This window comes from Duganella sp. Leaf126 (genome assembly GCF_001423125.1).
Lineage (GTDB): Bacteria > Pseudomonadota > Gammaproteobacteria > Burkholderiales > Burkholderiaceae_D > Rugamonas.
In genome coordinates this window covers 358,703-383,538 of the sequence record NZ_LMNW01000023.1, presented here as the reverse complement: position 1 = coordinate 383,538, position 24,836 = coordinate 358,703, and the positions used below count along the sequence as shown (strand labels likewise).

Genomic DNA, 24,836 nt, shown 5'->3' with positions numbered 1-24,836 from the left:
AGCAGCGTTAAGGAGTGTCACCGCCGGCTCCTGCAGTCCCCGGCGCTGCGCCTGGCTGCGGCGGTTTCCGAAGGCGCTCCGGCTGCTTCGCGCGGTGCCGCTGGCGCTGGCGCCGAGGCGCGACGCCGGCGTCACGGCGTCGGTGAGCGACGTAGTCAGTCCCTACTCCGGCGCTGACGTAGGTGAGGAACGAAGTTGCAGCTCACCCCGCATCGGCCGGACGGCGCGCCGGTGCGTTCTCGACGCCTGTTGCGACCGTCTGCTGTGTCGCTGGCGGGGTAACGGAGGCCTGGTACTGATCGCTTGATCGCTGCCGCCGCAGCAACTGCCGCAACCGGCCGGTCTGGGCCTCGAACGGCAGATGAAACAGATATGCCAGCGACAGGATGACGGCCAGCATGGCGGCGTACACGGCCAGGCTGCCGGGGTCGCCCGGCGCCAGCAGCGCGCCGTCGCGGTACGCCCACAAGGTGCGCTGCAGCGGGATGTGCACCACGTACAAGGTGAACGAAAAACCTGCAAGAAAGGCGCCGATCCTGGCCACCAGCGGCGCCGGCCGACCATTGCCCACGCTGCACAGGCATCCGACCAGCAATACCGCCAGCAGCAGGTCGGGCCCCAGCGTGGCGACCGTGAAATCGCCATCCTGCCCCTGCAGCCGCAGCCAGGCTGCCGTCACCAGGAGCGCCGCCCGGCACAGCCAGCGCTGGCTGGACGAAAAATGGAGGCGCAGGCGCGACGCCGCCACGCCCAGCAGCCAGACCAGGAAGTAGCCGGTGATTGCCGGCCCCAGCAGAATGGCCACTGTGGTCGCCAGCGCCGCACCGGCTATCCGCAGCCAGGCCGCGCCGCTGCGCGCGCCGATCACCAGCAGCGGAAACAGCACGTAGTACCAGGTTTCATTGGCCAGGCTCCAGAGCGGAAAATTCTCGCCGAACGGCGGCACTGCCAGCGTCTGCAAGCCGACCAGGTTGCCCAGCAGGGTAGTCAATGACCATGCTGCGCCGGGGTCTAGCGCTGCAGCGTTGGCCGGCTCGGTGCCAGCGACGGCCGGATCTGAGGAGGTATTCGCGACGGTGGGGGTTGCGTTGTCCGCGCTGCGCAACTCGGATCGGGTGGTGGACGCGGGATGAACGATACCGGTAGCCGTCCCGATGGCAGCAGCCTCGGGATCGACGGCACCCGAAGTATTCATGCTGGCATCAGGCGCTGTATGGCCTGCATGGCCGGTCTCCTCGACTGCAGCAGACGCGGCGCGGGCGGCGCCAGAACTGTTCTTGATGGCAGCTGGCCTGTGACGGGCGGAGTCGGCAGTCTTCTTGCTGGCAGCAGCCTCAGGATTGAAGGCACCGAAAATGTTCATGCTGGCAGCAGACGCGTTATGGGCTGCATCGCCAGTCTGCTCGATTGCAGCAGAGACGACGCGGACGGCACCGGCAGTCTTCTTAATGGGTCCAGACCCAGGATCGGGGGCATCGAAAACGTTCATGCTGGCAGCAGGCGCGTTATGGCCCGCATCGCCGGTCTGCTCGATGACAATGGACGCGGCGCGGACAGCACCAGCAGTTCCCTCACGGTCAGCATCGCCAGCGCCTTCGATTGCGGCAGACGTGTCAGGGGCTTTGCCGGCAGTCTTCACGATGGCGGCACCGGTGGTGGTTCCACTGCTGACGGGCAGCGCGCCTGTTCCGGCCAGGGCCAGCATCAGCAGGAATGCTGGCAGCAGCACGGTCCATAATCGGGTAGCGCGGTCGAGTGCGTAGTCGCGCAGCGCCTGTGCGGGCGGCATGTTGCGGCTGCGGTCGAGGAAGACGCCGCCCACCAGCCAGCCGCTGAGCACGAAGAACACCAGTACGGCCTGGTGAGCAAAGCCGGTGACGAACGCCAGGCCCTGATACCACAGCGGCGGATCGCTGACGGTGCTGAGCCCGGGGAACACCTGGGCGCGCAGGTGAGCGGCGGCCACCTGCAGGGCGGCCAGTCCGCGCAACCAGTCGATCAGTACCGACTGGCGGTCGTGCGGCAGCAAGCGGCTGCTGTCGTGCATCCGCACCCATCTGGTCCGCGTACGCGGGCGGCGCGAACCGCACAGCAAGGCGGCGACCGTGCGCAGCAGGATCCCGATATCGATGGCGAAGCTGCGGCGCTGGACATAGCGCCGATAGTAGCGGAGCTTGGCCGGCAGCACCCGCTGCAGATACAGCTGTTCGGGATCGGCGGCTTCGCGCAGCAGGTCGCCCTCGTGGCGATAGCGCAGCGCGGCCCAGTCGGTGATGCCCGGTGCGACCGACAGCACCAGCGCCCGCACGGCCGGAGGATAGTGCGCCACATAGCGCGGCACCTCGGGACGGGGGCCGACCAAGCTCATGTCGCCGCGCAGCACGTTCAGCAGTTGCGGCAGCTCGTCGAGCTTGTGGCGTCGCAGCCAGCGCCCGGCACGCGTGGTGCGCTGGTCGTCGGCGACCGACAACTGGCCTTCGCGTTCGGCGCCGGCGGTCATGGTGCGGAACTTGAAGATCTCGAACGGCACGCCGTGCCGACCCACGCGGCGCTGGCGAAACAGCACCGGTCCCGGCGAGTCGCAGCGGATCCAGGCCGCCAGCAGCAGCAACAGCGGCGCCAGCACCAGCAGGCCGGCCAGCGCGGCAGCGATGTCGAACAGGCGTTTGGCTAGCATAGCAGCTCCTTGAGCGTGGCGATCACGCGCGCCTGGTCCGCATCGGTCATGCGCGTGTAGAGCGGCAGCGTCAACTGCGCGTGGTAGCTGGCCTCGGCATGGGGGAACTGCGCCGGGTCCAGCTGATAGCGGTCGCGCCAGTACGGCTGGCGGTGCAGCGGGATGTAGTGGACGCTGGTGCCGATGCCATGTTCCGACAGCCGCTCGATCAGCCGTTCGCGCGACAATGGAGCCTCCGGTGTCAGCCGCACCGGGTACAGGTGCCAGGCGTGCTGGCTGCCGGCCGGCGCGTCGGGCGCCAGCACCAGGGGCAGCCCTGCCAGGCCTTGCGCATAACCGCGCGCCAGTTGCTGGCGGCGGGCCAGGAAGCGGTCTATCTTGCGCAACTGGGCGCGGCCGATGGCAGCGGCGATATCGGTCAGGTTGTATTTGAAGCCCGGCGCGACGACCTGGTAAAACCACGCGGGACGGCGCGAGACGAAGCGGTCGAACGCATCTTCGCTGATGCCGTGCAGCCGCATCACCCGCACCCGGCGCGCCACGTCGGCATCGCGGCAGACCACCATGCCGCCTTCGCCGGTAGTGATGGTCTTGTTGGCGTAAAAGCTGAACACCGTGGCGTCGCTGGCAAGCGTGCCGACCAGGCGTCCGCGCAGCGTGGCCGGAAAGGCGTGGGCGGCGTCTTCGATCACGCGCAGGCCGTGGCGGCGCGCCAGCGTCACGATGGCGTCGATGTCGCAGGCAAGGCCGCCGTAGTGGACCGGGATCACGGCGCGGGTGTTCGGCGTGATGGCGGCGGCGATGGCCTCCGCCTGCAGGCACAGCGTCTGCGGATCGACGTCGACGATCACCGCATCGGCGCCCAGGTAGCGCACCACTTCGGCGGTGGCGGTAAAGGTCATGGTGGGCACGATCACTTCGTCGCCGGGGCCGATGCCGAGCGCTTCGAGCGCCAGGTGCAGGCCGGCAGTGGCGGAATTGACCGCAATCGCGTGCACGTCGCTGTCGAGATAGGCGGCAAAATCCTGTTCGAACTGGCGGCTGACCGGGCCGCTGGTGATCCAGCCGGAGCGCAGGCAGTCGAGGACGGCGGCAGCTTCCTCGTCGCCGAGGTCGGGCAGGGCAAAGGGGAGAAAGGTGTCGGTCGGCAGGGGCATAGCGTTCTCCTCGAGGCAACGGCAGTAGTACAAACATATTCCCGGCTGCGCGGGAATGGCGGTAGAGCGGACCAGCGCACTGACGACTGCTGGCATGCGCGTAACGGCAAACGGCAAACGGCAGATGGCGAAATGCAAACGCCGAGGTGTGAACTGCGAACGGCAAACGCGAAACGCCAAACGGCAGACGGCAGACGGCAACGGCAACTGAGAACGTCGAGCTGCGAACTGCTGAGAGCGAACAGCGAACGGCAAACAGCAAACGGCGAACGGCGAACAGCGAACGGCGAACGGCGAACGGCAGGTGGCGAACTGCGAACTGCAAACCCAAACTGCTAACTGGTAACTGCTAACTGGTAACTGCTAACTGGTAACTTCTAACTGGTAACTTCTAACTGGTAACGGCGACCGGCGAACCGTAAACGGCAAACGGCCGACTGCGCGCGATGACGCATGCATTCGGCGTGACGAGCTAGCGGTCGGGCGGTCCGGTGCCCCCGCAGGCTTCGAGAAAGCGCCGGGCCAGCAGCCGGTAGTCGAGATGCCGGCGCGCATAGCTGGCGCCGCGCTGGCCCAGTTCGTGGCGCTGCCACGGCGTGAGCCGGGCCAGACGGTCGATGGCGTCGGCCAGCGCGGCCGGGTCTTCGGGCGCGATGCTGAGGCCGCAACCGGCGTCGGCCACCGGGTCGTTGGCGGCATCCACCGCGTGGATCACGGGTCTGGCCGCCATCAGGTAGTCGCCCAGCTTGTTAGGTGAGATGCCGTAGCGGTACAAGGGCTGGCGCCGCCAGCCGAGGTAGGCGATATCGAAGCCGCCCAGCAGCGCTGGTATGCATGCCTTGGGCAACGGCGCGATGAAGTGGACATCGCGCAAACCTTCGACATCCACGCGCCGTTGCAACGCCTGCTTTTCGGGACCATCCCCGGCCAGCACGAAGGCGAACCGCGGGCCATGGCCCGACTGCGCCGGCAGGCGCTCGCCGGGCCTCTTCGGTAGGGGGCGAGGCAGGCCTGCACCAGGCGAGTTCGGTACGTGTCCAGGCAGGCCTGCACCAGGCTTGTCCGTTAGGTGGTGAGGCAGGGTTGCACCAAGTCTGTCCGTTACGTGTTCAGGCAGGGCGGCACCAAGTCTGTACGTTACGTGGTCAGGCAGTCGTGCACCAGGCCTGTCCGGTGTAGGTTCAGCCAGGTCTGCGCCTGGTCTGTCCGGCAGTCGGGCCCGACCTTGCTGCGCAGCGGCGGACAGCGTTGCTGCCAGCGCGATCGCTGGGGTGCCTGGCAACGCTTCTTCGTGCAGATCGCGCTGCCGGTGCTGCAGCAAGGTGGCGGCGTCGAGCAACGTATCGAGTGCGTTGGCGCGGCCTTGGCTGCCGGCATAGCCGACCACCATGCGTCCCTCGGCGCGCAGACTGTCGAGCAGCGTGGTCACGGGCGCAGGCAGCGGCGCCGGCGCGCGCTCCCATTCGGCCAGCGCCACGCCGTTGGGCACCACGTGCAGCTTGTGCGGCGCCATGCCGTGCGCGATCAGGTGGCTGGCTGCATGCGGCAGGATGGAAATGACGGTGTCCGCGTGGCGGCAGGCTGCGTTTTCGGCTGCCTGCATCAGCCGGATGAACGGGTGGCGCGGCGACATGCCGCCCAGTTCGATCGGCGAGAGCGGCCACAAATCGTGCACCTCGAATACCAGCCGCGCCCCGGCCAGCCGGGCGATGCGGCGTGCCGGCCAGATATCGGCCGGATAGGTGCTCGAGGCGATCACCAGGTCCGGCCGCTCGGCTGCCAGCTGCGCCGATTGCGCGGTCAGGCGTGCGAGAAAGGCGGCGATATTGGCAGCGCGCCGGATTCCGTTACCGTCGTAGGACGGGGTGGCCAGCCAGCGGTAGGCGATGCCGTCGATGTCCTCGTCGAGCACCGCGCGTGTGGCCAGTTGCGGCGCGTGGGTGCGCAGGTGCGACTGGCTCGCCGCCACGATGCGCACGCGGTGGCCGGCTTTCACCCACTCGCGCGCCAGGTAGTAGGGGCGGTATTCCATGCCGTGCAGCGGCGAGCCGGCATAGTGGTTGATCAGCAGGATGTTCATCGATGCTCCTTACCAGCGCAGCGCTTCGGCCGCACGCACCAGGTTCTTGCGGCTGTTGGCCGCCCAGCCGGCATGCCATTGCGACGGGTGCGTGAGCAGGCAGATGCGCCGGTGCCTGCCCAGCGCCGCCTGGGGCGGGATCGGTTGGAAGTAGCGCGGCGCCGGCTTGTCGCTGATATACAGGTCAAAGCTGGACTGCAGCGCGCTGTCGTAGCATTCGGCAGCGATGCCGCAGCGCGTACGTAGCGCGTCGTCGTCGAGCAGCAAGCAGTTGGTCATGCCCAACCGGCGGTTGGCGAAGTCGCCGTGGCTGGCGAGCGTATCGAGTTTGCGCCCCAGCGTGGCCTCGATGCGGCGGAAGTTGGCCTCGAACTCGGCGCGGATGCGGTCCAGACCTGCCTGCACATCGGCAGGGCGCTTCAGGTGCTCGCGTTTGGCATACGTGGCCAGTTCCTCGTAGTGGTAGCTCGCTTCGCTGCCGTAGTCCTCGATCTCGCGCATCAGGCCAAAATCGAGCGTGGACAGGCGGAAGTAGTAGCTGGCGCGCACGCCGTGGCGCTGTTCGATCTCGAACATGCGGCGCGCGGTGGCCAGGTCGCTGTCGATATCGTGCCGGTGGACCAGCACCGGCCCGGGCGGGCGGCCACGCGCGCTGCGCAGCGTGTGCAGCCAGCCGCGCACGGAGGTCTGGCGGTAGCCGTGGTCGCGCGCCTGCGCCAGCAGCGCATCGTACAAGGGCAGCCGGCTCGGCATCAGGTAGTCGGCGTACAGGCGCCGGGCCACGGTTTTCATGGCGGCTTGCAGGGGAGCTCTCATGGCATTCTCATTGCAGCGTGTAACGCACGCGATAGGGGGCGAAGCCGAGCAGGGTCTTGAACTGGCGCAGGCCCGGCTGGGCGCCGAAAAAAGTGTCGTACATCAGGTAATCGGCGCCGTTGCCGACGCGCCCCTCGGCCAGCAGGAGGTTGACGATGTCGGCGATCAGCAAGTGCATCACGCCGTCGTTGTTGCGGTAGCCGAGCAATTGTGCGAAGGCGGAGAAATTGCCGAAGCGGCCCATATTGCAATAGGCAACCAACTGCTCGCGCTTGTCGACGACGCCGAAATAGCGGTAGTGGCACAGCGCTTCGTAACATTGCGCCTTCTCCTGGTAGCGCGCGTCCATCGTCCGTCCCTGGCGGCTGGGCATGCTGGTGTTGATGGCGTGGATGGCGTCGATGTGGTCGTTGCGGTCGATTTGCACCAGCCGGTAGCCGCGCTTGCGCGCCCTGGCGACGTAGCTGGCCGCCCCGGGCGCCGGATAGCTGGCCGGCGCCGCCAGCTGCCGCAGATCGATCAGCGCCACCCCGAACTGCTTGTGGCCGATGATCTTGTAGCGCGGGTGGGGGCGGGTAAACAGACGGTGGGTGTTGCGCACATCCTCGGGGTGGTAGCGCGTATCGAACCGCAGCGTGGCCACGGGCAGGCGCACCACGTCGAGCGCCAGACGGCACCCGCGCGTAACCGGCGTGAAGTCGAGGAATCGGGGCAGCTTGGCGATCATGGGGCACCTCATGCAATGGCGTAGCGGATGCGATATGGCGCGAAGCCGAGCTTGCGCTTGAATTCGCGCAGGCCGGGCAGGGCGCCCAGGTAGGTGTCGTACATCAGGTAATTGCAGCGCCGCTCGTCGATCAGGCGACAGGCGATGTCGGCCAGCAGCAGGTACATCACGCCGTCGCTGTGGTAGCCCAGCAGGCGGTCGGTGGCGGCAAAGTCGCCGTAGATGCCGAGGTCGCAGTAGGCCACCAGTCTGCCTCCCGCATCGAGCACCCCGTAGTAGCGGAAGCTGTCGACGGCCGTGTAGTGGTCGGTACGGCGGGCGTAGGCGGCGTCCATGGGCCGGCCCTGGCGTTCGGGCTGCGACGTGTTGATGCGGTGGATGTCGTCGATGTAGTCGTTGCGGTCGATTTCGGCGACCGTGTAGCCGCGCGCCCGGGCCCGGCGCGCCTGGTAGCCGGCATGGTCTTTCTGCGCCACCGAGCGCAGGTACGCCGCGCTGTCGGCAAATGCCCGCAGGTCGATCAGCGCCACGCCCAGCGACTTGTTGCGCACGATGCGCAAGCGCGGGTGCGGCATGGTGAAGCTGGCGTGGGTACGCCTGATCAGTTCCGGATTGAGCGCGGCGTCGAAGCACAGCCGCGCACGGGGCAGGCGTGCAATGGCAACGAGCAGCCGCAACTGCGCCAGCACGCTCGGCCAGATGCCGGTGGGTTCAGAGGTGTTCATAGAAGTCGATCAGTCGGGTGGACTGGCTGCGCCAGTTATAGCGGGTGCGCACCGCGCGGCGGCCGTTCTCGCCCATGCGGCGGGCGATATCGGGGTGGCCGGCCAGGTAATCGATGGCGGCGGCGATCGCCGGCGGATCGCAGGGATCGACGCAGACCCCGCAGGCGCTGCTGCCGTCGCCATCACCCTCCACGATCGCGCGCCAGCGCGGGAAATCGGAGGCGATCACCGGGATGCCGGCAGCCATGTACTCGAACATCTTGACCGGCAGCGCGTCGAGGTGGTTGAGGGTGGGATGCAGCGTGACCAGGCCTGCGCGCGACGCGCCCAGCAACTTTGCCACGTCGGCGCGCGCCAACTGGCCCAGGGCGTCGACGTGGCGCCAGCCGGACCGCGCGCGCATTGCTGTAGCCAGCGCCGGTTCGCTGAAGGCACCGGCCAGCTGCAGCCGCACCGGAGTTTGCAGCAGTTCGCAGGCTCGCACCAGTTCTTCAATGCCGCGGATGGCCGACAGCCCGCCCACGTAGCACACCTGCAGCGGCTTGTCGGCCCAGGCCAGGTCGGCGCCGAATTCCTCGGGCATCGGGTAGTTGTTGATGTCCACCGTGGTGCGGTTGATGCGCTCGAAGCGTTCGCGGATAAACGGCGTGGCCGTGATGACGCCGTCGAGCCGGCGGCAGGCCTGCCGCTCGAAACGCGCATAGGCCGCGGCCAGCGTGCGCCTGGTCCACGGCGGCAGATATGGCTTGCCCAGCAGCTGGCGCGGCACGTCCTCGTGGGCGTCGAAGATCACCTTGCAGCCGTGGCGCTGCAACAGCAGGCCGGCCGGCAGCAGCTCGGGATCGTGCAGCTGCACCACGTCGGGCGCGAGCGCCACGGCGCAGCGGTAGACACGGGCGGTCGACGACAGCATCCGGTGCAGGCGCCCGCGAGCAACGCCCGCATCGACTATCTGGACACCATGGCGCTCTTCGTCGCCGCGGCCGTCGGCCACCACCAGCGAGACACGGTGGCCATAGTCGGCCAGCGTGCGGCACTGCTTGCCGAAGATGCGGGCGTCGTGGCGCGGATGGGCCGACGTCAGGTGGGCGATGTTGAGCATGTCAGTCTCCGGCGCGGTACCGCGCATACGCGCCGAGCGCGGCGCCGATCAGCATGTCGCTGAAGAAATGCGACAGGCATAGCAACAGCAGTGTGCTGGTGAGCAAGCTCCAGGCCAGCAGGTAGCGGTGGTCGCGGCTGGTGCGCCCGCCCAGCAGGTAGCCGTGGATAATCAGCTGCGCGAGCGGCACCAGCAGCAGCGCCAGCAGGGCAACGAAGCCGGCCAGGCCGAGGTCCACCCAGGCCGACAGGATGTTGTGCGCGTAGCGCCCGCTCGGGTAGCTGCCGTAGTCGCCCAGGATGGGGTGCTCGGCGATGGTGTGCAGCGCCTGTTCGGTCAGCAGGTGGCGGGCGCTGGCCGACGTCGAATGCGACAGGTCCAGCAGTTCCAGCGTGCGGTTGCCGGGCACGGCGGCAACCAGCGTGTCGAGGTTGGCGTGCAGCAGCATGACAGCGGCTGCCATCAGGCCCAGCACCACCAGCCGCGAGCGCGCCGCGTGCAGCTCGAACAGCGGAATCAGGAACAGCAGCGCGCCGAACTCGCTGCGTGCCGTGTTGATGTACAGCGTGGGCAAGCCCAGCGCGTACAGCGCCCAGCGCAGCGCCGCGCGCCGCGTGCAGGCCAGCAGCACCACCATCGGCAACAGGTAGGAACGCGAAAAGCCCTGGTACGTGGCCACGCTTTCCGGATCGCGGGCCGCGCCCAGGGCGGCAAGGTAAAACGCGCCATCGACCGCGTACGAGAACACGATCGCCGACATGGCCAGCAGGCTGGCCAGCAGGGTCAGCCGGAAGCGTTTCGACTCGAAGTCCAGCGTCTTGAAGATCACGAACAGCAGGAACATGTAGAGCAAGCCCAGCGTATGGTGGCTGGTGGCGCCGCCGCCTGCCAGTCCCGTGTGCACCACCACGACGGCGGCGTAATATGCCAGGAAGGTCAGCCAGGCGGCATCGACCGCCTGTACACGCCAGCCGCAGGCACGCATGCGCAGCAGGTACGATAGCAGCAGCGGCGGCAGCATTAGCAGTGAAATCCAGGCGAAGTAGCCGCCGAGGTAGGCGCGGATCAGGCCCAGGCCAAGCAGCGTCTGGTAAGCGAAGAAGCCGGGAAACAGCAGCCAGAACGCCAGCTCGGCCCAGGCCGGTCCGAACAGGGACAGCGGCCCGCGGCGACCGCTGGCGCGCAGGGACGTGGCTGGCGCCCGATACAGGTCGATCGGATCAGCCGGCAGCATGATGCCTCCCTGCCTGCGGACGGTCGAGCGCGTAGCGGTACGACAGGTGCAGATACACGAGATACAGCAGCGAATAGCCGATGCTGTAAGCGAGCACATTGTGCGCCAGCGACAGCGGCGCCACGAAGGCCGCCACCGTGGTGGCGAACAGCGCCACCTGCCAGAGCAGCTCGATCTTTTGCCGGCCCGCCACCGAGAACACGTAGCTGAGCGGACCGGCGACGAAATTGAGGAAGAACAGCGGCGCCATCAGCTGGGCCAGCTCGCCGGCGCCGCGCCAGTCGGTGCCGAACACGAGCGAGAACAGGGCCGGCGAGGCCACCCACAGCACCAGCGCCGGCGCCGCACCGAGCGCCAGCAGCACGCGCAGCGCGTGGCGGTAGGCGGGGCGGCAGTCGCCGTGCTCGTGGTACTGGCGCACCGATTCGCGCTTGAACACTTCCAGCACCGACGCTGCCAGCAGCGAGATCGGTGCGGCCAGCACGCGCTGGGTCAGCGCGAACAAGCCGGCCGCCAGCGCGCCGTGACGCGCGCCGATGATCAGCAACGGCAATTGGCCGACGGCAGCGTTGAGCAGGCTCGAAGGCAGGGTAAAGCGCCAGAACGCCCGGTGGCGGCGCAGGTAGCGGCGTTGCGCGGCGGTGGGCAGTAGCGCTGCCAGACCCCGGTGGCGCAGCCGGCGCAGCCAAAGCAGCCACGGCAGCGCCCAGCGGTGCGCCAAGGCCTGCAGCGACGCATCCTGCGACACTTGCACCGAGGACTCTTGCGCCGACCGCAGCGGGTTTTTCTGCGATAACGGCAGCGGAGACTTCGGTAATGACCGCAGCGGCAAGCGCAGCAGCTTGCGTGCGACCAGCAGGCCGATGGCCAGGCCGGCCAGCTGGCCGGCCATCAGTGCATCCGCGCCCACGCCTGCCAGTTGCGCGCCCCACCATGGCCTGCTGCCTGCCGTTGTCGCGAACAGCGGCATGGCCAGCAGGCCCAGCAGCGCCAGCTGCACGGCCGCCACGCCGCCGGCGGCAGCGATCCGTGCCTTGGCGGCGGCGGCAAAGCCGTTGTGCGAGGTGGCGTAGGCCAGCGTGGTCTGCATGCCGGCGGTCAGCCAGGCGGCCATGCCCAGCGTCAGCACGCCGGGCCAGGACAGCGCGACCAGGTCCAGCAGCCGTGCCGCGATCAGGGCCAGCGTCAGCAGCAGCGCGAGCCAGCCCGACGACCAGGCGACCACGCCAAAGCACAGCCGCTGGCGGATGGGGGCCGGATCGACCACCATGGCAAATTCCATGCGCAGCGTGGCCGCCACCGCAGCGATCGCCACCACCCCGAGCCACACGCTGAACGCGCCCAGTTCGGCCGGGCTGCACAGGCGCGTGATCAGCGGCGCAGCCGCGATCGGCAGGGCTTGCGCTGCCAGCGATCCGCCCAGCACCGTCAGCAGGTGCTTCCAGAAGGTGGGCAGGGCGCTCATGGCGCTGATGGCGTTGGGGGTGCGCATGGCAGCGGGCGTCTCAGGCGTCGAGCGCGGCCAGCACGGTGGACGCCACCCGCGCCACGTCGGCCTGGCTCAGGTGCGGTCCCATGGGCAGGCTCAGCACCCGCTGTGCCAGCAGCTCGGCCACCGGGCACGCGACATCGTCGTAGCGCAGGTAGGCCGGCTGGCGGTGGATCGGTTGCGGGTAGTGGACCACGCTCGGGATACCGGCGGCAGTGAGTGCGGCCTGCACCGGTTCGCGCCGCGGCGGCACGATGGTGTACTGGGCCCACGCGCTGGCCTCGGCGCCGCCCAGCGTCTCCACCCGGCTGGCGAAGCAGCGGTCGTAGGCGGCAGCGACGCGGCGGCGCGCGGCGATTTCGTCGTCGAAGCCGGGCAGCTTGGCCAGCACCACCGCGCATTGCAGGGTATCCATGCGCCCACCGACGCCCAGCCGCGTGTGGCAATAGCGCTCGGACTGGCCGTGGACGCGGATTTCGCGCATGGCGCGCGCCAGGTCGTCGTCGCTGGTGAAGATGGCGCCGCCGTCACCATAGCAGCCCAGCGGCTTGCTGGGGAAGAAGCTGGTGCAGCCGATGGTGGAGAGATTGCCGCTGCGCTGGCCGTGGTAGCTGGCGCCGAAACTTTGCGCGCCGTCCTCGATCACGGCCAGGCCGTGGCGGCGCGCGATGCCGTTGATGGCATCCATGTCGGCCGGTTGGCCGTACAGCGAGACGGGCATGATGGCGCGAGTGCGTGCCCCGATGCGGCGGGCGATACGGGCCGGATCGAGGTTGCCGGTGGCGCGTTCGACATCGGCAAACACGGGCCGCGCGCCGGCCAGCACGATGGCTTCGGCGGTGGCGATGAACGAGAATGGCGTGGTGATCACTTCGTCGCCGGCCTGGACGCCGAGCGCCATCAGGGAGATCAGCAGCGCCTCCGTGCCCGACGATACGGTCACGCAGTGGCGCGCGCCGCAATACGCCGCCAGCTGCGCCTCCAGCTCGGCGACCTCGGGCCCCATGATGTACTGGCCATGATCGAGCACGCGCCGGATGCCGGCATCGATGTCGTTGCGCAGCAGCTGGTACTGCTGTTTGAGCCCGGTGAATTCCATCAGTGTCTCCTCGGTAGTAATCGGTGATCAGCCGGCGGCGTGCAGCGTGCAGACGCCGTCGGCAACGCTATACAGGTCGCCCGTGTGCGGACAGCGCGCTTGGCCGCTGGCCGAGCGCGGCAGGTCGAGCCGCTCGCCGTGGCGGCTGATCCAGCCGATGTGACGCGCCGGGACGCCGGCCACCAGCGCAAAATCGGGCACATCGCGGGTGACCACGGCACCGGCGCCGACCATGGCGTGGGCGCCGACGGTCACGCCGCACACCACCGTGGCGTTGGCGCCGATCGAAGCGCCGCGCCGCACCAGCGTGCGCCGGTATTCGTGCTTGCGCACCACCGCTGCGCGCGGATTGTGGACGTTGGTAAACACCATGCTGGGGCCGCAGAACACATCGTCTTCCAGCACCACCGCGTCGTACACGGAGACATTGTTCTGGATCTTGACGTTGTGGCCGATCACCACATCGTTGCCGATGAAAACGTTCTGGCCCAGAGAACAGTGGCTGCCGATGCGCGCACCGCTGCAGACGTGGCTGAAATGCCAGACGCGGGTGCCGGCGCCGAGCACGGCGCCGGCATCGACGATGGCGCTGGGATGGATGAGGTTTTCCATGTGATCTTCCATGAGCGGGTTCAGGGCGGCTGTTAGTAGTCGAGCGGCAGCGCCACGCGGCGGCCGTCGCGCGCGGAACGGTAGGCGGCAATCAGCACCTCCAGCGATTTCAGGCCTTCGCGGCCATCGGTTTCGGGCTCGGCCTCGCCGCGCAGCACGGCGATCACGTTGTCGTAATAGAGCGGGTGACCGAAACCGTACACGGACGCGGTGGCGTAGCTGGCCTGCTGCACGGTGGCGTCGTCGGCGTGGGGCTGGGCGAAGTCCCACTGCTGTACTTCGTTGACGGCCACGCCGCCGATGCGCGCGGTACCGGTCTCGCCGAGGATGGTGATGCTGCCTTCCAGGTTGTGCGGATAGGCCAGCATGGTGACATTCATCGAGCCCAGTGCGCCGTTGCGCCAGCGCAGGCTGATCACGCCCGTATCTTCCACCTCGATGTCGCGCGCCAGGGTGGCGGTGTAGGCCTGCAGGCTTTCGATCGGGCCGACGATCCAGTCGAGCAGATCGACATAATGGCTGGCCTGGTTCATGAAGGCGCCGCCATCGAACTCCCAGGTGCCACGCCAGGACGCGCTGTTGTAATAGCTCTGCGGCCGGGTCCAGAACACATTCAGGTTGACCATGTAGATGCGGCCGAAGCGCTTGTGCTCGACCGCGCGCTTGAGCAGCTGCAGCGTGGCGTTGCGGCGGTTCTGCTTGACCACGAACATGCGCACGCCGGCCGCATCGCAGGCGCCCACCATGCGCTTGGCGTCTTCCCAGCGCGTGGCCATCGGCTTTTCGGTGATCACGTGGCGGCCGGCGCGCGCCACCCGCACCGCCTGGTCCGGATGCAGCCCCGAGGGCGTGGTGATGATGCAGGCGTCGATGTCGCTGTGCGCGAGCATGTCGTCGAGGTTGTCGAACGGCGTGGCGCCGGTCTCGGTGACGGCGCGGTCGAGCGCTGCGCGGTCGATGTCGCACACGGCTACCAGCTCGCAGCGGTCGGCATGCCTGGCCAGCGCGCCGAAATGGTTGCTGGCGATGCGGCCGCAGCCGACCAGCGCGAAGCGCAGTTTGCGGTCGGTGACGGCAGGACAGAATTGGCGCATGACATACTCCTGGCAGTGGCGGGATGAAGATCAGGAAGCGGGGACGGCGACTGGCGGCCTGGCCGCCACCGGCGGCACGCGCAGGCGGCGCAGCACGGCCTCGCCGTCGGCCGCACGCACGCCGGTTTGCGGCGTGAATTCGGTGATGATGGTCTTGAGCATGGCCTCGATCAGCCAGCGGTCGTTGCTGGCGCAAGCGACCAGCAGCAGTTCCAGGTACTGGTCGAGCAGGGCAGCGGGCAGCGCCTGCTCCTTCATGCACAGGATGCGCGGATGGCGGCTGGGCGTGGCGCCGTCGGCGGTGAGCAATTCCTCCTGCAGCTTTTCGCCCGGGTACAGGCCGACGTAGCGGATTTCGATCTCGCCGTGCGGCTGATCCGGCGTGCGCTCGGTCAGCCCGGCCAGCGCGATCATGCGCCGCGCCAAGTCGACGATGCGCAGCGGTGCGCCCATGTCGAGCACGAACACCTCGCCGCCTTCGGCCATGGCCCCGGCCTGGATCACCAGCTGCGCCGCCTCGGGAATCAGCATGAAATAGCGCTCCATGGCGGCATCGGTGATGGTGATCGGGCCGCCCTGCTGCAACTGCTGGCGGAACAGCGGCACCACCGAGCCGGACGAGCCGAGCACATTGCCGAAGCGGACCATGCTGAACGTGGTGGCGCCGGCGCCGTCCTGCTGCGCGGCCTGGAACACCAGTTCCGACAGGCGTTTGCTGGCGCCCATGATGGTGCTGGGCCGCACGGCCTTGTCGGACGATACCAGCACGCAGGTCTGCACCCCGTGGCGGGCGGCGGCGGCAGCGACGTTGCGCGCGCCGACCACGTTGTTGCGCAGTCCCTCCACCAGGTTGGTTTCGACGATCGACACATGCTTGTAGGCCGCCGCGTGATAGATGGTGTGGATGGTGGCACCCTGCATCGCGCGTTCGAGCATGCGTTCGCTGCACACGGAACCGAGGTGGGCGTGCAGCACCAGCTGCGGCCAACGCGCCCGCAGTTCCTGGGCGATCGTGTACAGCGCGAATTCGCTGTGGTCCACCAGGTGCAGGCAGCGCGGCGCCAGGCTGGCGATCTGCCGGCACAATTCGCTGCCGATCGAGCCGCCGGCGCCGGTGACCAGCACGTTCTTGCCGCGCACGCAGCGGGCGAACAACGCGCTGTCGGGCTGCACCGGCGGGCGGCCCAGCAGCAGTTCGGGGGCGAAGTCGGGCAGGGACGGGCGGGCGGCGCCGGATCCGGCGCTGCCGCCGGCCGGCGTCCGCTGCTGGAGCAGGCGGCGCAGCAGGGCGCGCATGCCGGACCGCGAGGCGATCAGGTACAACATCGCCAGCGGCCAGTACATGGCCAGCACCGGCCCCGGGATGCGCGCCACGGCGCCGTCGCGCGTGAGCAGATACAGCGCGACAATGGCCGCGCCCAGCGCCAGGCCGGCCAGGATCAGCGTGCGCTGTTCGAGCTGGCGCAGGGCCGCGCCGTACAGCGTGGCGATCGACAGCGCAGCGATGCTGAGCGCGGTGAGCAGGACGGCGGCCGGCCAGGGCGGCGCGGCGCCGGTGATCACGGCCATCGCCAGCGCCAGGCACAGGGGCAGGGCCGCGCTGTCGGCCACGTACATCAGCAGCCGCTTGCCGCTGCGGTGGATGGCGGCTAGCCGCACGCAGCAGCGGCGGGCGAAACTGGCGGGATGGCGGAGCGTGGCGAACATGGTGCGGTGCCTTCAAAAAGCTGCAGGGCCAAGGGGATGGCGCGGGATGCAGTGATTGTCGGCTGACCAGCACTTTGTGGCTTGACTGCGATCAAACGCCCCGGCGGCGCTTGTTCGTAACGCTTGACAACTATTTCCTATTCATATTTATTTTCCGAAATTAAACTAAGCCTAAGCGCGGCCGGTCAGACGCGCTTGATCACGTACACGCAGCGCCTGGCGCCATTGAGCATGTGCTCGACCCGGCCGACCGTGCAGTCGTTGCCCAGCACACGCTGGAACAGGTCCAGCTCCGAGCGGCAGAACTGCTGGCACTGGCGCGCCGCCGCGCAGATCGGGCAGTGGTTTTCGATCAGCAGCAGGGCGCCGTCGTCCGCGTGCGCCACTTCGGCCATATAGCCTTCCACACTGCGCGCCTGCACCAGCGCCGCCACGCGTTCGGGCAGGGTGCGGGCCGGCGCCAGGTGCTGGCGGTACTGCTGTTCGCTCAGCTGTTCGCGCGACGCGATCAGCCGTTCGAGTCCCGCCTCGCCGAACAGCTGGCGCACCTGGTCGATCAGCTGCAGCGTCAGGTCGGCATGGCGGTCGGGGAAGCGCGCGTGGCCCGCTTCGGTCAGCAGCCAGCGGCGCGCCGGCCGGCCCGGCTTGTCGGCCACGTCCTCGTAGGTGAGCATGCCTTTTTCCTGCCACGCTTCGAGCTGGCGCCGGGCGCCCATCGAGGTCAGGCCGAGCAGCGCGGCCAGTTGCTGCGCCGTTTGCGGACCACGGGTCTTGATCAGGAAGAGGGTCTGGTCGGCGGTATTCACGACAGCACTCCTGCTGCGGGCGCCGTATGCTGGAGGCGGTCATGCCAGCGCTGCAGGCGCCACGCGGACCACGCGCCCAGCGCTGCCGACAGCAGCAGGATCAGGCGCGTGTCGATCAAGGTGAGCACGGCGCCGATCAGCGCCATCACGATATTGGCCAGGCAGAACGTGGTCGAGATCAGGCCCATCACCGCGCCCTGGCCATGGGCGCCGAAACGCTCGGCGCACCAGTGCGGCACGATGCTGCTGTGGAAGGCGTGCGGCACGCCGAACAGCACGATGGCGGCCAGGCCGACCTGCGCGTTGCTGACCGCCAGCAGCCCGATTAGCGAGGCCGTGGCGTAGGCAAAGCCGCGCGCCCGCAGCAGCGGTGCGCCGGCGTACTTGCGGCCGGCAACGATGGTGGTGGCGGTCATCACGCCGCACATGGCTGCTGTGGCCCAGGCGATGCCGCGCGGACCGTAGCCGGGCACTTCCACCAGCCACAAAGGATAGAACTCGTAGAACCCGGTCACGCAGCAGCTGTAGGCTAGGGTGATCACGAACAGCGTGCGCAGCTCGGGTTCGCGCAGCAGGTTCAGGGCGTGGCGATGGCGCGCCACCTGCCACCACGAGGTGGTGGCGGCCGACGGCGCCTCGCGCGGCAGCGCGCGCGCGACCAGCACGGCAGTGCCGAGCAGCAGCGCCACCGCGATCCAGAACGGCGTGGTGACGCCGTAGTCGAGCGTGAAGCCGGCCATCAGCGGGCCCACCAGCCAACCCATGTAAAAGGCGCCGTTCAGCCACGACAGCGCCTTGCGCCGCAGATCGCCGTCGAGCCGGTCGGCCAGCATGGCGCGCGCCACCGAGCCGTTCCCCTCCAGCAGGCCGGTGACGAACCGCGCTGCGATAAACAGCGGGAACGATTCAAACACCAGCGCCAGCGCGGTGATCGCATGGCCGGCCGCTGCGCCGACGGCGGTGACCAGCAGGACCGGCCGGCGGCCGTAGCGGTCGGACATGGGACCGAGCAGGGCCGAGCCGATCAATAGGCCCAGCGGATTGATCGTCAGCGCCAGGCCCAGCAGCAGCTTCGGCGGCAGGCCGAGAAAGGTGTTCAGGCCATTGGCGCTACCGTCGGCAAACAGCGGCGCGAGGATCGGATACGGCAGCGCGGCGCCGACCGTGGAGAGCAGGGCCAGCAGGCAGGCGCTGCTGATGAGCAGGGAGTTTTTCATGTCCCTACTGTAACGGCGTGGCACTAATAAGTAAACGAAAATGTTTATTAATGTGCGGTGACCAAGGCGCGGTATGATGGCGATCTTTTCGTACACCTCGCTCTATGAATACATGGCGTAACTGGTTTGGCGGCCGTCGCGGCGGGTTCTTTTTCCTGCTGCTCGGTCTCGGCATCGTCGGCGTCTTCATCGCGCTCGAACTGCGCTTCCCGGCTGCGGCGCAGCTGCAGGCCGTGACCGGGCGCGTGGACTGGACCTACGACAGCCGCGACGCCATGTATTTTGCCGCCCGCACCACGCCGCAGCAGTTCGCGGTCCACGTCAAGAGCGATGCCGACGGCCGCCTGCGGGCAGCGCTGCGCGCGGCGACCAGGCTGTACCCGGTCACCGTGCGGTTCGCGCCGGACCAGGTCAACCACCCCGGCTTTTTGCCCGGCGATTTCCACGTGGTGTATGGCGTGTCGGTCGGCGGCAAGGAAGTCACCAGCCTGGACGACGTGCGCGCCAGCTACCGGCGCGACAACCTGGTGGCGCTGGTGCTGGGCGCAGCGTTCATGCTGCTCGGCGTGCAGCGCCTGGTCATCTACCGTAACGAGAAGCCTAACGCAGGTCGCGCTGGCGGCGGAACGCGAGCCAGCCGGCGATCGCGGTAAAACTGGCGACGATCACCACCACGACCAGGAAGCCGTGCGGCGCGTTGGCCAGCGGGATGCCGCCCACGTTCATGCCGAGCAGGCCGGCGATGATGTTGATCGGCAGCGCCAGCACGGTGACGATGGTCAGCACGAACAGGCTGTGGTTGTTGCCCTCGTTGACCAGCGCCGCGATTTCTTCCTGAATCAGCTTGATGCGCTCCTGCAGCGAGGCCATGTCGGCCAGCACCAGCGAGAATTCCTCGGTGGACTGGCGCAGTTCCTGGGCGTCGAGTTCGGCCACCCACGACGGCGGCCGTTGCAGCAGCCGGAACAGCGCAGCCGGTTCCGGCGCCAGCAGGCGGCGCAGCCGCACCAGCACGCGCCGCAGCTCGCCCAGACTGGCGCGCTTGGTGTTGAGCTTGCCGGCCAGCAGATTGTCCTCGATGCCGTCGACCGTGGCGATGGCGTGGCGCACGATCTTGATCAGCGCGTCGGCCTGGTCGCGCAGCAGGTGGATCAGCAGCTCGACCGAGGAGCGGATCGGCTCGCCGTTGCGCACCGCGTTGCGCAGGCTGTCCACGGCGCGCAGCGGCTTGCGGCGGGCGCTGATGACGACCTGCCGGTCCACGCTCAGCCACAGCGTGGAGATGTCGGACGGGTCGAACGAAAAATCGTGCAGCACGTCGTTGACCACGGCGATCAGCGTATTGTCGGCCACTTCGATGCGGGTCGAGCGCGGGCCCTCGTGCAGGCTTTCGTAAAATTCCTCGGGCAGGGCCAGGTGCTCGTGCAGCCACTTCTCGCTGGCGGTATTGGCCAGGTTGTAGTGCAGCCAGATGAATTCCTGCGGGTGCCGCTCGCGGTTCTCCAGCCAGGCGCAGGCCTGGTCGGCGTCGAGCGGCAAGCCCTTGCCATCGGCCGCGCGGCCGAACACGTAGCCACACACCAGGCCGGACGCGTCGGAACCGTAGGACAGCGGCGCCTGCTGCATGCTTACACCAGCAGCGCGGCGCTCATCTCGGCCGCGTTGTCGTGCGCCTCCCTGAGCAGCTTCTGCATGCGCTCCGGCTCGATGAACAGGTCGATCGCGGCGTCGGAATGGGGCGGCAGGTCGCGCTGCGCTTCCTGCAGCGGCGAGCGCACGGGCGTGAGCTGGTTGGCCAGCAGCAGCGTATCCTGCAGCGTGTCGGGCGGGATCGACATGAAGGCGTCACGCAGGCCTTCGATGGCGTCGGCCACCGGCTCGGGAATGCACAGCTTGCGCATCACTTCGCGGGTGATGATTTCCTCGCTGGCCGAGTGCCAGTTGTCCGGGTCTTCCTCGAGCAGGCCGGGGAATTCGTCGGCGCGCGAGAGCAGGTAGAAGCCGCCCACTTCGTGCACGATGCCGGCAAACAGCGCCGTGTCCTCGTTGACGCGGGTGACCTCGCGCGCGATCAGGCGCGCCAGTGCGGCGACGGCAATCGTGTGGTCCCACAGCTGCTCGGCCTTCAGCCGCAGCGCCGGATCGACCAGCTTGCTGCCGAACTGGCGCACCACCATGGCGGCGGCCAGCGCGAACAGGTTCTGGTAACCGATGCGCATGATGGCGCCGCGCACATTGGTCACCACCGGCGCGCCGGCGCGCGCGAACATGGCGGAATTGGAAATGGCGACCGTGCGCGCGGCCAGCGTGGGCTCGGCCAGCACCAGCTTGATCGCCTTGTCGATCGGGCAGTCGGGATCGTCGAGCGCGAGCTGGACGCGCAGGGCGGCGTTGACGCTGGTGGGGAAGACCAATTCGCCGCGGATGGCCATGGCCGCAATATGGCCGTATGCTTCAAGTTTATTCATGGTCAAAATTATACGCACCCCGGCGTCCAAGCTCAACGCCATGTTGGGCTGCGACGGCGAGGTAGCGCGAATCGAGGCGGGGAAACGACAACGGCGGGGCGAACGCCGGGCACAGCGCGCGGCTGTCGGCGGCCGTCGGCTGCGGAGCGGCTGCACCTCGGCTGCACCTCGACCGCCAGTCGGCCGCGCGTCGCCAGGGAGCCGGCTGAAAGTCGGCTGACAGTCTGCGGCGGTCGGCTGCCTGCAGCGGCATGCAGCCGATCGCCGGGCGTGATGCTCAGGCGCTGGCCAGTTGCGGCTGGCGCGTCGTCGGCGCGGCGCTGTACCGCGCCACCGACAGATCGTCGGCAAGAATTGCCGGCTTGCGCGCCGAGATGATGTCGGCCAGCAGTTGCGCCGAGCCGCACGACATGGTCCAGCCGAGCGTACCGTGCCCGGTGTTGATGAACAGGTTGCGCAGACCGGTGCGGCCGACGATCGGCGTGCCGTCCGGCGTCATCGGGCGCAGGCCGGTCCAGAAGCTGGCCTCGGCGGTGGCGCCGGCGCCGGGGAACAGGTCGTTGACGACCATCTCCAGCGTTTCGCGGCGGCGCGGATTGAGGCGCTTGTCGAAACCGGCGATTTCGGCCATGCCCCCCACGCGGATGCGGTCGTCGAAGCGGGTGACCGCGATCTTGTAGGTCTCGTCGAGGATGGTGGACACGGGCGCGGCAGCAGCGTTGACGATTGGCACCGTGATCGAATAGCCCTTGAGCGGGTAGACGGGAACGTCCACCAATCCCTTGAGCAGCGGCGTCGAATAGGCGCCCAGCGCCACCACGTAGGAATCCGCGCGCACTAGTTCGCTGCCCGACTGCACGCCCGCGATCTGGTCGCCGGCCGTGACCAGGCCGTCGATCAAGGTGTTGTAGCGGAACTTGACGCCGAGCTCCTCGGCCATGGCGGTCAGGCGGGTGGTAAACAGCTGGCAGTCGCCGGTTTCGTCGTTGGGCAGGCGCAGGCCGCCGACCAGGCGGGTCTGGTCGAGACCGGGCTCGGCGCCCAGCAATTGCTCGCGGTTCAGCAATTCGTACGGAACGCCGGTGTCCTGCAGAACGGCGATATCCTTGGCCGCATCATCGAGCTGTTTCTGGGTGCGGAACAGCTGGGTCGTGCCTTGCTGCCGGCCTTCGTAGGCGATGCCGGTGGCCGCGCGCAGCACCTTGAAGCAATCGCGGCTGTATTCGGCCAAGCGTACCATGCGCTCCTTGTTGACGGCGTAACGCTCGGGCGTGCAGTTCTGCAGCATCTGCCACATCCAGCGCAGCTGGAACAGCGTGCCGTCGGGCGTGATCGACAGCGGCGCATGGCGCTGCATCATCCACTTGACCGCCTTGAGCGGAATGCCGGGCGCGGCCCAGGGCGACGCATAGCCGGGCGAGATCTGGCCGGCGTTGGCGAAACTGGTTTCAAGCGCAGGGCCGGGCTGGCGGTCGATCACGGTCACGTCGTGACCGGCCCGGGCCAGGTAGTAGGCACTGGTAACACCGATGACACCGCTTCCGAGTACGAGTACGCGCATATGAGCCCCCAAGTTGGATAATGGGCGCACTTCGCCCCTATAATCCGCTATGGTATCCTCGTATTGCCAGCTTTTGTTACTGTTAAACCCGATTTATTTAGTGGAATGTCATGCGCATACAGAAAGAGTCGGTACGCACCCTGGATAAGCTCGACCGCAAGATCCTGCACATCCTGCAGGCGGACGGCCGCATTTCGATGAAAGACCTGAGCGAGCAGGTGGGGCTGTCGATCACCCCGGCCATCGAGCGCGTCAAGCGCATGGAGCGCGACGGCGTGATCACCGGCTACCACGCGCGCATCGACCCGCCGGCGCTCGGCGCCAAGCTGCTGGTGTTTGTCGAGATCACGCTGAACCAGAAGTCGGGTCCCGTGTTCGAGCAGTTCCGGCGCGAGGTGCTGCGCATCCCCGAGGTGCAGGAGTGCCACCTGGTGTCGGGCGACTTCGACTACCTGATCAAGGCGCGCATCCACGAAATGGCCGAGTACCGCAAGCTGCTCGGCGACATGCTTTTGAGTCTGCCCGGCGCGGCGCAATCGAAAAGCTATGTGGTGATGGAAGAGATCAAGGAAACGCTGGCGCTGGCAACGGGCGCCTGACCCGCTTGCCCCTGCGCGGCGGGCGGGCTTCCGTTAAAATAGTCCGGATGACATGCAAACAGACGGAGCAAGTGTGACCACCCACGGTACTCCAGCCAATCACGGCAGCGGCACCGGGACCGGCATCGGCGCCGACGCCATCCACGTCCGGACCCTCGACGAACATCTTTCCGCCGACCACAGTTTCAGCTCGGCGTATGCACGCGCGGTCGGCGCCATTGCCGGGCGCGACGGCAAGCTGACGCTGGCGCAATTTGCCGCCGTCACCGAACTGGCCGGCGACGGCAAGTCCTCGGCCGTCTTTACCGCGCTGGTGCTCAACGCCATCGAATCCGGGGTTGACGTGGACTGGGCGTTCGCGGCGCTGGCGCGCAGCGCCGCTGCCGTCGAGCAGGCCGCGCGCGACGACGCGCTGTCGATGGCCATGCCGCTGCTGGCGCTGCACGGCGCCGACGCCCGCGCGCTGGCCCAGCGCCTGGCCAAGGCCCTGTCGGCGCGGCTGACGCCCGAAGACAGCGACCGCCTGCCGCCAGCCGGCGAACGGGGCCTGCTGTCCAATCTCGGCGAGCAGGCGCGGCGCCTGGTGCGCGGCCGCTCGCTGTCGGACGCGGTCGCCGATTTCGGCCGCACCGCCGGCCAGCCGGTGCTGGTCGAGCACGCGCGCAGCTTCCAGTCCGGCGAGATCGACACCGCGCAGCTGCGCGCGCTGGTCGGCACCACCACGGCGGCCATCCTGCAGGACATCGCCGCCTACGTAGAGCAGGCGCAGCAGATGGGGCGCGACGCATCGATGGCCGCCACCCTGCTGGCCACCGCCGACGAAATGAAGAGCCAGGTGATGCAACGCCTGGTGCTGGTCGAGCAGCGCATCGCGCAGGAACGGCGCCTGCTGGCCGAGGAGATCGAGGACGCCGTGCACGACGCCGGCAACGCCATCGAACTGGCCATCGCCGACCGCCTGGCCACCGACAAGTGGAAAGAAGACGAGGTGTGGGACAGCATCGGCCGCAACCAGTTCGGCCAGGAGATGGAGCGCCGGCTCGACCGCATCGTGCGCCGCAAGGAACAGGCGCTGCACCTGCTGCAGGAAGACCTGCGGCTGTTCCAGTCCGGCATGCGGCTGGGACAGGTCTCGATGTTCGAACGCCAGCACCATTCGGCCCTCGCCCGCCTGATGCCGCGCCTGCGGCTGGGCACGCGGCTGGCCAACAGGGTCGATACCGCCGCCAACGTCACGTTGATGAGCGGCGTGGTGGCGGCTGCCGGCACCGGCACGGCCGCCTACCTGGTCGGTGCGGCCGTGGTGCTGCCCGTGGTAGCGCCGGCAGCGCCGTTCGTCGGCGGCGCCGTACTGCTGGCCGGCGCCTTCAAGTGGTTTGCCGACATCGGCAAGCGCAAGCGCACCGAAATCCGCGACAAGCGCAGCGCTTTCGAAGCGGAGCTGCGCAAGCAGCTGCAAGGGGCCGAACAGAATTTCAACGCCCAGCTCGACGCCGTGGCGCACGGCTTCCGCGTCTCGGCCGAACAGATGCTGATGCCGCTGCTGCTGGAAGCCGAAGCGGCCGGCCGCATCCCCGGCATGCGCCAGCGCATTGCCGACCGCGTGATCACCCAGGCCCAGGCCGCCATCACCGAACTCGACGCCGAACTGCGCAAATAGCGCCAC

The 24,836-nt window shown here is 68.2% G+C and carries 21 protein-coding genes; 3 read left to right on the top strand and 18 right to left on the bottom strand.

The features are described 5' to 3' along the window. Window positions 1–202: 202 nt before the first annotated feature. From ASF61_RS22810 to ASF61_RS12840, 15 genes are all read right to left on the bottom strand, one after another. Window positions 203–2,677: a sugar transferase gene (locus ASF61_RS22810; RefSeq protein ID WP_082491578.1), complete on the bottom strand. Its 2,475-nt coding sequence runs from the start codon at window positions 2,675–2,677 to the stop codon at window positions 203–205. Continuing rightward, window positions 2,671–3,834, bottom strand: a complete 1,164-nt coding sequence (locus ASF61_RS12910) for a DegT/DnrJ/EryC1/StrS aminotransferase family protein (protein ID WP_056156398.1) — start codon at window positions 3,832–3,834, stop codon at window positions 2,671–2,673. Before ASF61_RS12910 ends, ASF61_RS22810 begins: the two co-directional genes overlap by 7 nt. Before the next feature lie 472 nt (window positions 3,835–4,306). After that, window positions 4,307–5,914 (bottom strand): glycosyltransferase family 4 protein, encoded by a 1,608-nt coding sequence (locus ASF61_RS24070; protein ID WP_229205834.1) that lies wholly within the window; start codon window positions 5,912–5,914, stop codon window positions 4,307–4,309. A 9-nt stretch (window positions 5,915–5,923) separates the two neighbouring features. Next, window positions 5,924–6,730 (bottom strand): hypothetical protein, encoded by an 807-nt coding sequence (locus tag ASF61_RS12895; RefSeq protein ID WP_229205833.1) that lies wholly within the window; start codon window positions 6,728–6,730, stop codon window positions 5,924–5,926. Between the two features lie 7 nt (window positions 6,731–6,737). Beyond that, window positions 6,738–7,457, bottom strand: coding sequence for a hypothetical protein (locus ASF61_RS12890; protein ID WP_056156395.1), 720 nt, complete (start codon window positions 7,455–7,457; stop codon window positions 6,738–6,740). 8 nt (window positions 7,458–7,465) lie between these two features. Next, window positions 7,466–8,182: a hypothetical protein gene (locus ASF61_RS12885; RefSeq protein WP_056156392.1), complete on the bottom strand. Its 717-nt coding sequence runs from the start codon at window positions 8,180–8,182 to the stop codon at window positions 7,466–7,468. Next, the gene (locus tag ASF61_RS12880) at window positions 8,169–9,284 is read right to left on the bottom strand and encodes a glycosyltransferase family 4 protein (protein WP_056156391.1); all 1,116 of its coding nucleotides are present in this window, start codon (window positions 9,282–9,284) and stop codon (window positions 8,169–8,171) included. The genes ASF61_RS12885 and ASF61_RS12880 overlap by 14 nt, the downstream gene beginning before the upstream one ends. Window position 9,285: 1 nt before the next feature. After that, the gene (locus ASF61_RS12875) at window positions 9,286–10,518 is read right to left on the bottom strand and encodes a hypothetical protein (RefSeq protein WP_056156389.1); all 1,233 of its coding nucleotides are present in this window, start codon (window positions 10,516–10,518) and stop codon (window positions 9,286–9,288) included. Further along, entirely contained in the window at window positions 10,505–12,010 is a 1,506-nt protein-coding gene (locus ASF61_RS12870) for an oligosaccharide flippase family protein (protein WP_229205831.1), read from the bottom strand. Before ASF61_RS12870 ends, ASF61_RS12875 begins: the two co-directional genes overlap by 14 nt. Before the next feature lie 13 nt (window positions 12,011–12,023). Next, window positions 12,024–13,106 (bottom strand): DegT/DnrJ/EryC1/StrS aminotransferase family protein, encoded by a 1,083-nt coding sequence (locus ASF61_RS12865; protein WP_056156386.1) that lies wholly within the window; start codon window positions 13,104–13,106, stop codon window positions 12,024–12,026. Window positions 13,107–13,133: 27 nt separating this feature from the next. Beyond that, window positions 13,134–13,718 (bottom strand): acyltransferase, encoded by a 585-nt coding sequence (locus ASF61_RS12860; RefSeq protein ID WP_056156610.1) that lies wholly within the window; start codon window positions 13,716–13,718, stop codon window positions 13,134–13,136. A gap of 32 nt (window positions 13,719–13,750) precedes the next feature. Then, window positions 13,751–14,812 (bottom strand): Gfo/Idh/MocA family protein, encoded by a 1,062-nt coding sequence (locus ASF61_RS12855; protein WP_056156383.1) that lies wholly within the window; start codon window positions 14,810–14,812, stop codon window positions 13,751–13,753. A gap of 30 nt (window positions 14,813–14,842) precedes the next feature. After that, window positions 14,843–16,519 (bottom strand): UDP-N-acetylglucosamine 4,6-dehydratase family protein, encoded by a 1,677-nt coding sequence (locus ASF61_RS12850; RefSeq protein WP_056156381.1) that lies wholly within the window; start codon window positions 16,517–16,519, stop codon window positions 14,843–14,845. Between the two features lie 185 nt (window positions 16,520–16,704). After that, window positions 16,705–17,325, bottom strand: coding sequence for a metalloregulator ArsR/SmtB family transcription factor (locus ASF61_RS12845; protein ID WP_056156380.1), 621 nt, complete (start codon window positions 17,323–17,325; stop codon window positions 16,705–16,707). Continuing rightward, window positions 17,322–18,542 carry an MFS transporter gene (locus tag ASF61_RS12840; RefSeq protein ID WP_056156378.1) on the bottom strand — a complete coding sequence of 407 codons (1,221 nt, stop codon included), beginning with the start codon at window positions 18,540–18,542 and terminating at the stop codon, window positions 17,322–17,324. Before ASF61_RS12840 ends, ASF61_RS12845 begins: the two co-directional genes overlap by 4 nt. A gap of 104 nt (window positions 18,543–18,646) precedes the next feature. Between ASF61_RS12840 and ASF61_RS12835 the strand changes: the two genes are divergently transcribed. After that, window positions 18,647–19,195 (top strand): hypothetical protein, encoded by a 549-nt coding sequence (locus tag ASF61_RS12835; RefSeq protein WP_056156376.1) that lies wholly within the window; start codon window positions 18,647–18,649, stop codon window positions 19,193–19,195. On the opposite strand, the gene ASF61_RS12830 is transcribed toward ASF61_RS12835, so the two are convergent. The 3 genes from ASF61_RS12830 to ASF61_RS12820 all read right to left on the bottom strand — a co-directional run bounded on the left by ASF61_RS12830 (window position 19,143) and on the right by ASF61_RS12820 (window position 22,571). Next, window positions 19,143–20,168 (bottom strand): transporter, encoded by a 1,026-nt coding sequence (locus tag ASF61_RS12830; RefSeq protein WP_056156375.1) that lies wholly within the window; start codon window positions 20,166–20,168, stop codon window positions 19,143–19,145. The two genes, ASF61_RS12835 and ASF61_RS12830, sit on opposite strands and share 53 nt — an antisense overlap. A 2-nt stretch (window positions 20,169–20,170) precedes the next feature. Further along, on the bottom strand, window positions 20,171–21,010 hold the full coding sequence (locus ASF61_RS12825) for an HDOD domain-containing protein (protein ID WP_056156373.1): 840 nt from the start codon (window positions 21,008–21,010) through the stop codon (window positions 20,171–20,173). A gap of 277 nt (window positions 21,011–21,287) precedes the next feature. Beyond that, window positions 21,288–22,571, bottom strand: a complete 1,284-nt coding sequence (locus tag ASF61_RS12820; RefSeq protein WP_056156371.1) for a D-amino acid dehydrogenase — start codon at window positions 22,569–22,571, stop codon at window positions 21,288–21,290. Between the two features lie 110 nt (window positions 22,572–22,681). Here ASF61_RS12820 and ASF61_RS12815 point away from each other — a divergent pair, with 110 nt between their 5' ends. Beyond that, the gene (locus ASF61_RS12815) at window positions 22,682–23,170 is read left to right on the top strand and encodes an Lrp/AsnC ligand binding domain-containing protein (RefSeq protein ID WP_019919933.1); all 489 of its coding nucleotides are present in this window, start codon (window positions 22,682–22,684) and stop codon (window positions 23,168–23,170) included. A gap of 73 nt (window positions 23,171–23,243) precedes the next feature. Further along, window positions 23,244–24,830, top strand: coding sequence for a hypothetical protein (locus ASF61_RS12810; RefSeq protein WP_229205830.1), 1,587 nt, complete (start codon window positions 23,244–23,246; stop codon window positions 24,828–24,830). Window positions 24,831–24,836: the final 6 nt, after the last annotated feature.

Bases quoted from the DNA above. Each gene is read 5' to 3' on its own strand.
- ASF61_RS12830 (WP_056156375.1), bottom strand. From the start codon at position 20,168: ATGCAGCAGGCGCCGCTGTCCTACGGTTCCGACGCGTCCGGCCTGGTG.
- ASF61_RS12885 (WP_056156392.1), bottom strand. From the start codon at position 8,182: ATGAACACCTCTGAACCCACCGGCATCTGGCCGAGCGTGCTGGCGCAG.
- ASF61_RS12840 (WP_056156378.1), bottom strand. From the start codon at position 18,542: ATGAAAAACTCCCTGCTCATCAGCAGCGCCTGCCTGCTGGCCCTGCTC.
- ASF61_RS24070 (WP_229205834.1), bottom strand. From the start codon at position 5,914: ATGAACATCCTGCTGATCAACCACTATGCCGGCTCGCCGCTGCACGGC.
- ASF61_RS22810 (WP_082491578.1), bottom strand. From the start codon at position 2,677: ATGCTAGCCAAACGCCTGTTCGACATCGCTGCCGCGCTGGCCGGCCTG.
- ASF61_RS12890 (WP_056156395.1), bottom strand. From the start codon at position 7,457: ATGATCGCCAAGCTGCCCCGATTCCTCGACTTCACGCCGGTTACGCGC.
- ASF61_RS12820 (WP_056156371.1), bottom strand. From the start codon at position 22,571: ATGCGCGTACTCGTACTCGGAAGCGGTGTCATCGGTGTTACCAGTGCC.
- ASF61_RS12870 (WP_229205831.1), bottom strand. From the start codon at position 12,010: ATGCGCACCCCCAACGCCATCAGCGCCATGAGCGCCCTGCCCACCTTC.
- ASF61_RS12850 (WP_056156381.1), bottom strand. From the start codon at position 16,519: ATGTTCGCCACGCTCCGCCATCCCGCCAGTTTCGCCCGCCGCTGCTGC.
- ASF61_RS12865 (WP_056156386.1), bottom strand. From the start codon at position 13,106: ATGGAATTCACCGGGCTCAAACAGCAGTACCAGCTGCTGCGCAACGAC.
- ASF61_RS12825 (WP_056156373.1), bottom strand. From the start codon at position 21,010: ATGAATAAACTTGAAGCATACGGCCATATTGCGGCCATGGCCATCCGC.
- ASF61_RS12895 (WP_229205833.1), bottom strand. From the start codon at position 6,730: ATGAGAGCTCCCCTGCAAGCCGCCATGAAAACCGTGGCCCGGCGCCTG.
- ASF61_RS12910 (WP_056156398.1), bottom strand. From the start codon at position 3,834: ATGCCCCTGCCGACCGACACCTTTCTCCCCTTTGCCCTGCCCGACCTC.
- ASF61_RS12855 (WP_056156383.1), bottom strand. From the start codon at position 14,812: ATGCGCCAATTCTGTCCTGCCGTCACCGACCGCAAACTGCGCTTCGCG.
- ASF61_RS12815 (WP_019919933.1), top strand. From the start codon at position 22,682: ATGCGCATACAGAAAGAGTCGGTACGCACCCTGGATAAGCTCGACCGC.
- ASF61_RS12835 (WP_056156376.1), top strand. From the start codon at position 18,647: ATGAATACATGGCGTAACTGGTTTGGCGGCCGTCGCGGCGGGTTCTTT.
- ASF61_RS12875 (WP_056156389.1), bottom strand. From the start codon at position 10,518: ATGCTGCCGGCTGATCCGATCGACCTGTATCGGGCGCCAGCCACGTCC.
- ASF61_RS12880 (WP_056156391.1), bottom strand. From the start codon at position 9,284: ATGCTCAACATCGCCCACCTGACGTCGGCCCATCCGCGCCACGACGCC.
- ASF61_RS12860 (WP_056156610.1), bottom strand. From the start codon at position 13,718: ATGGAAAACCTCATCCATCCCAGCGCCATCGTCGATGCCGGCGCCGTG.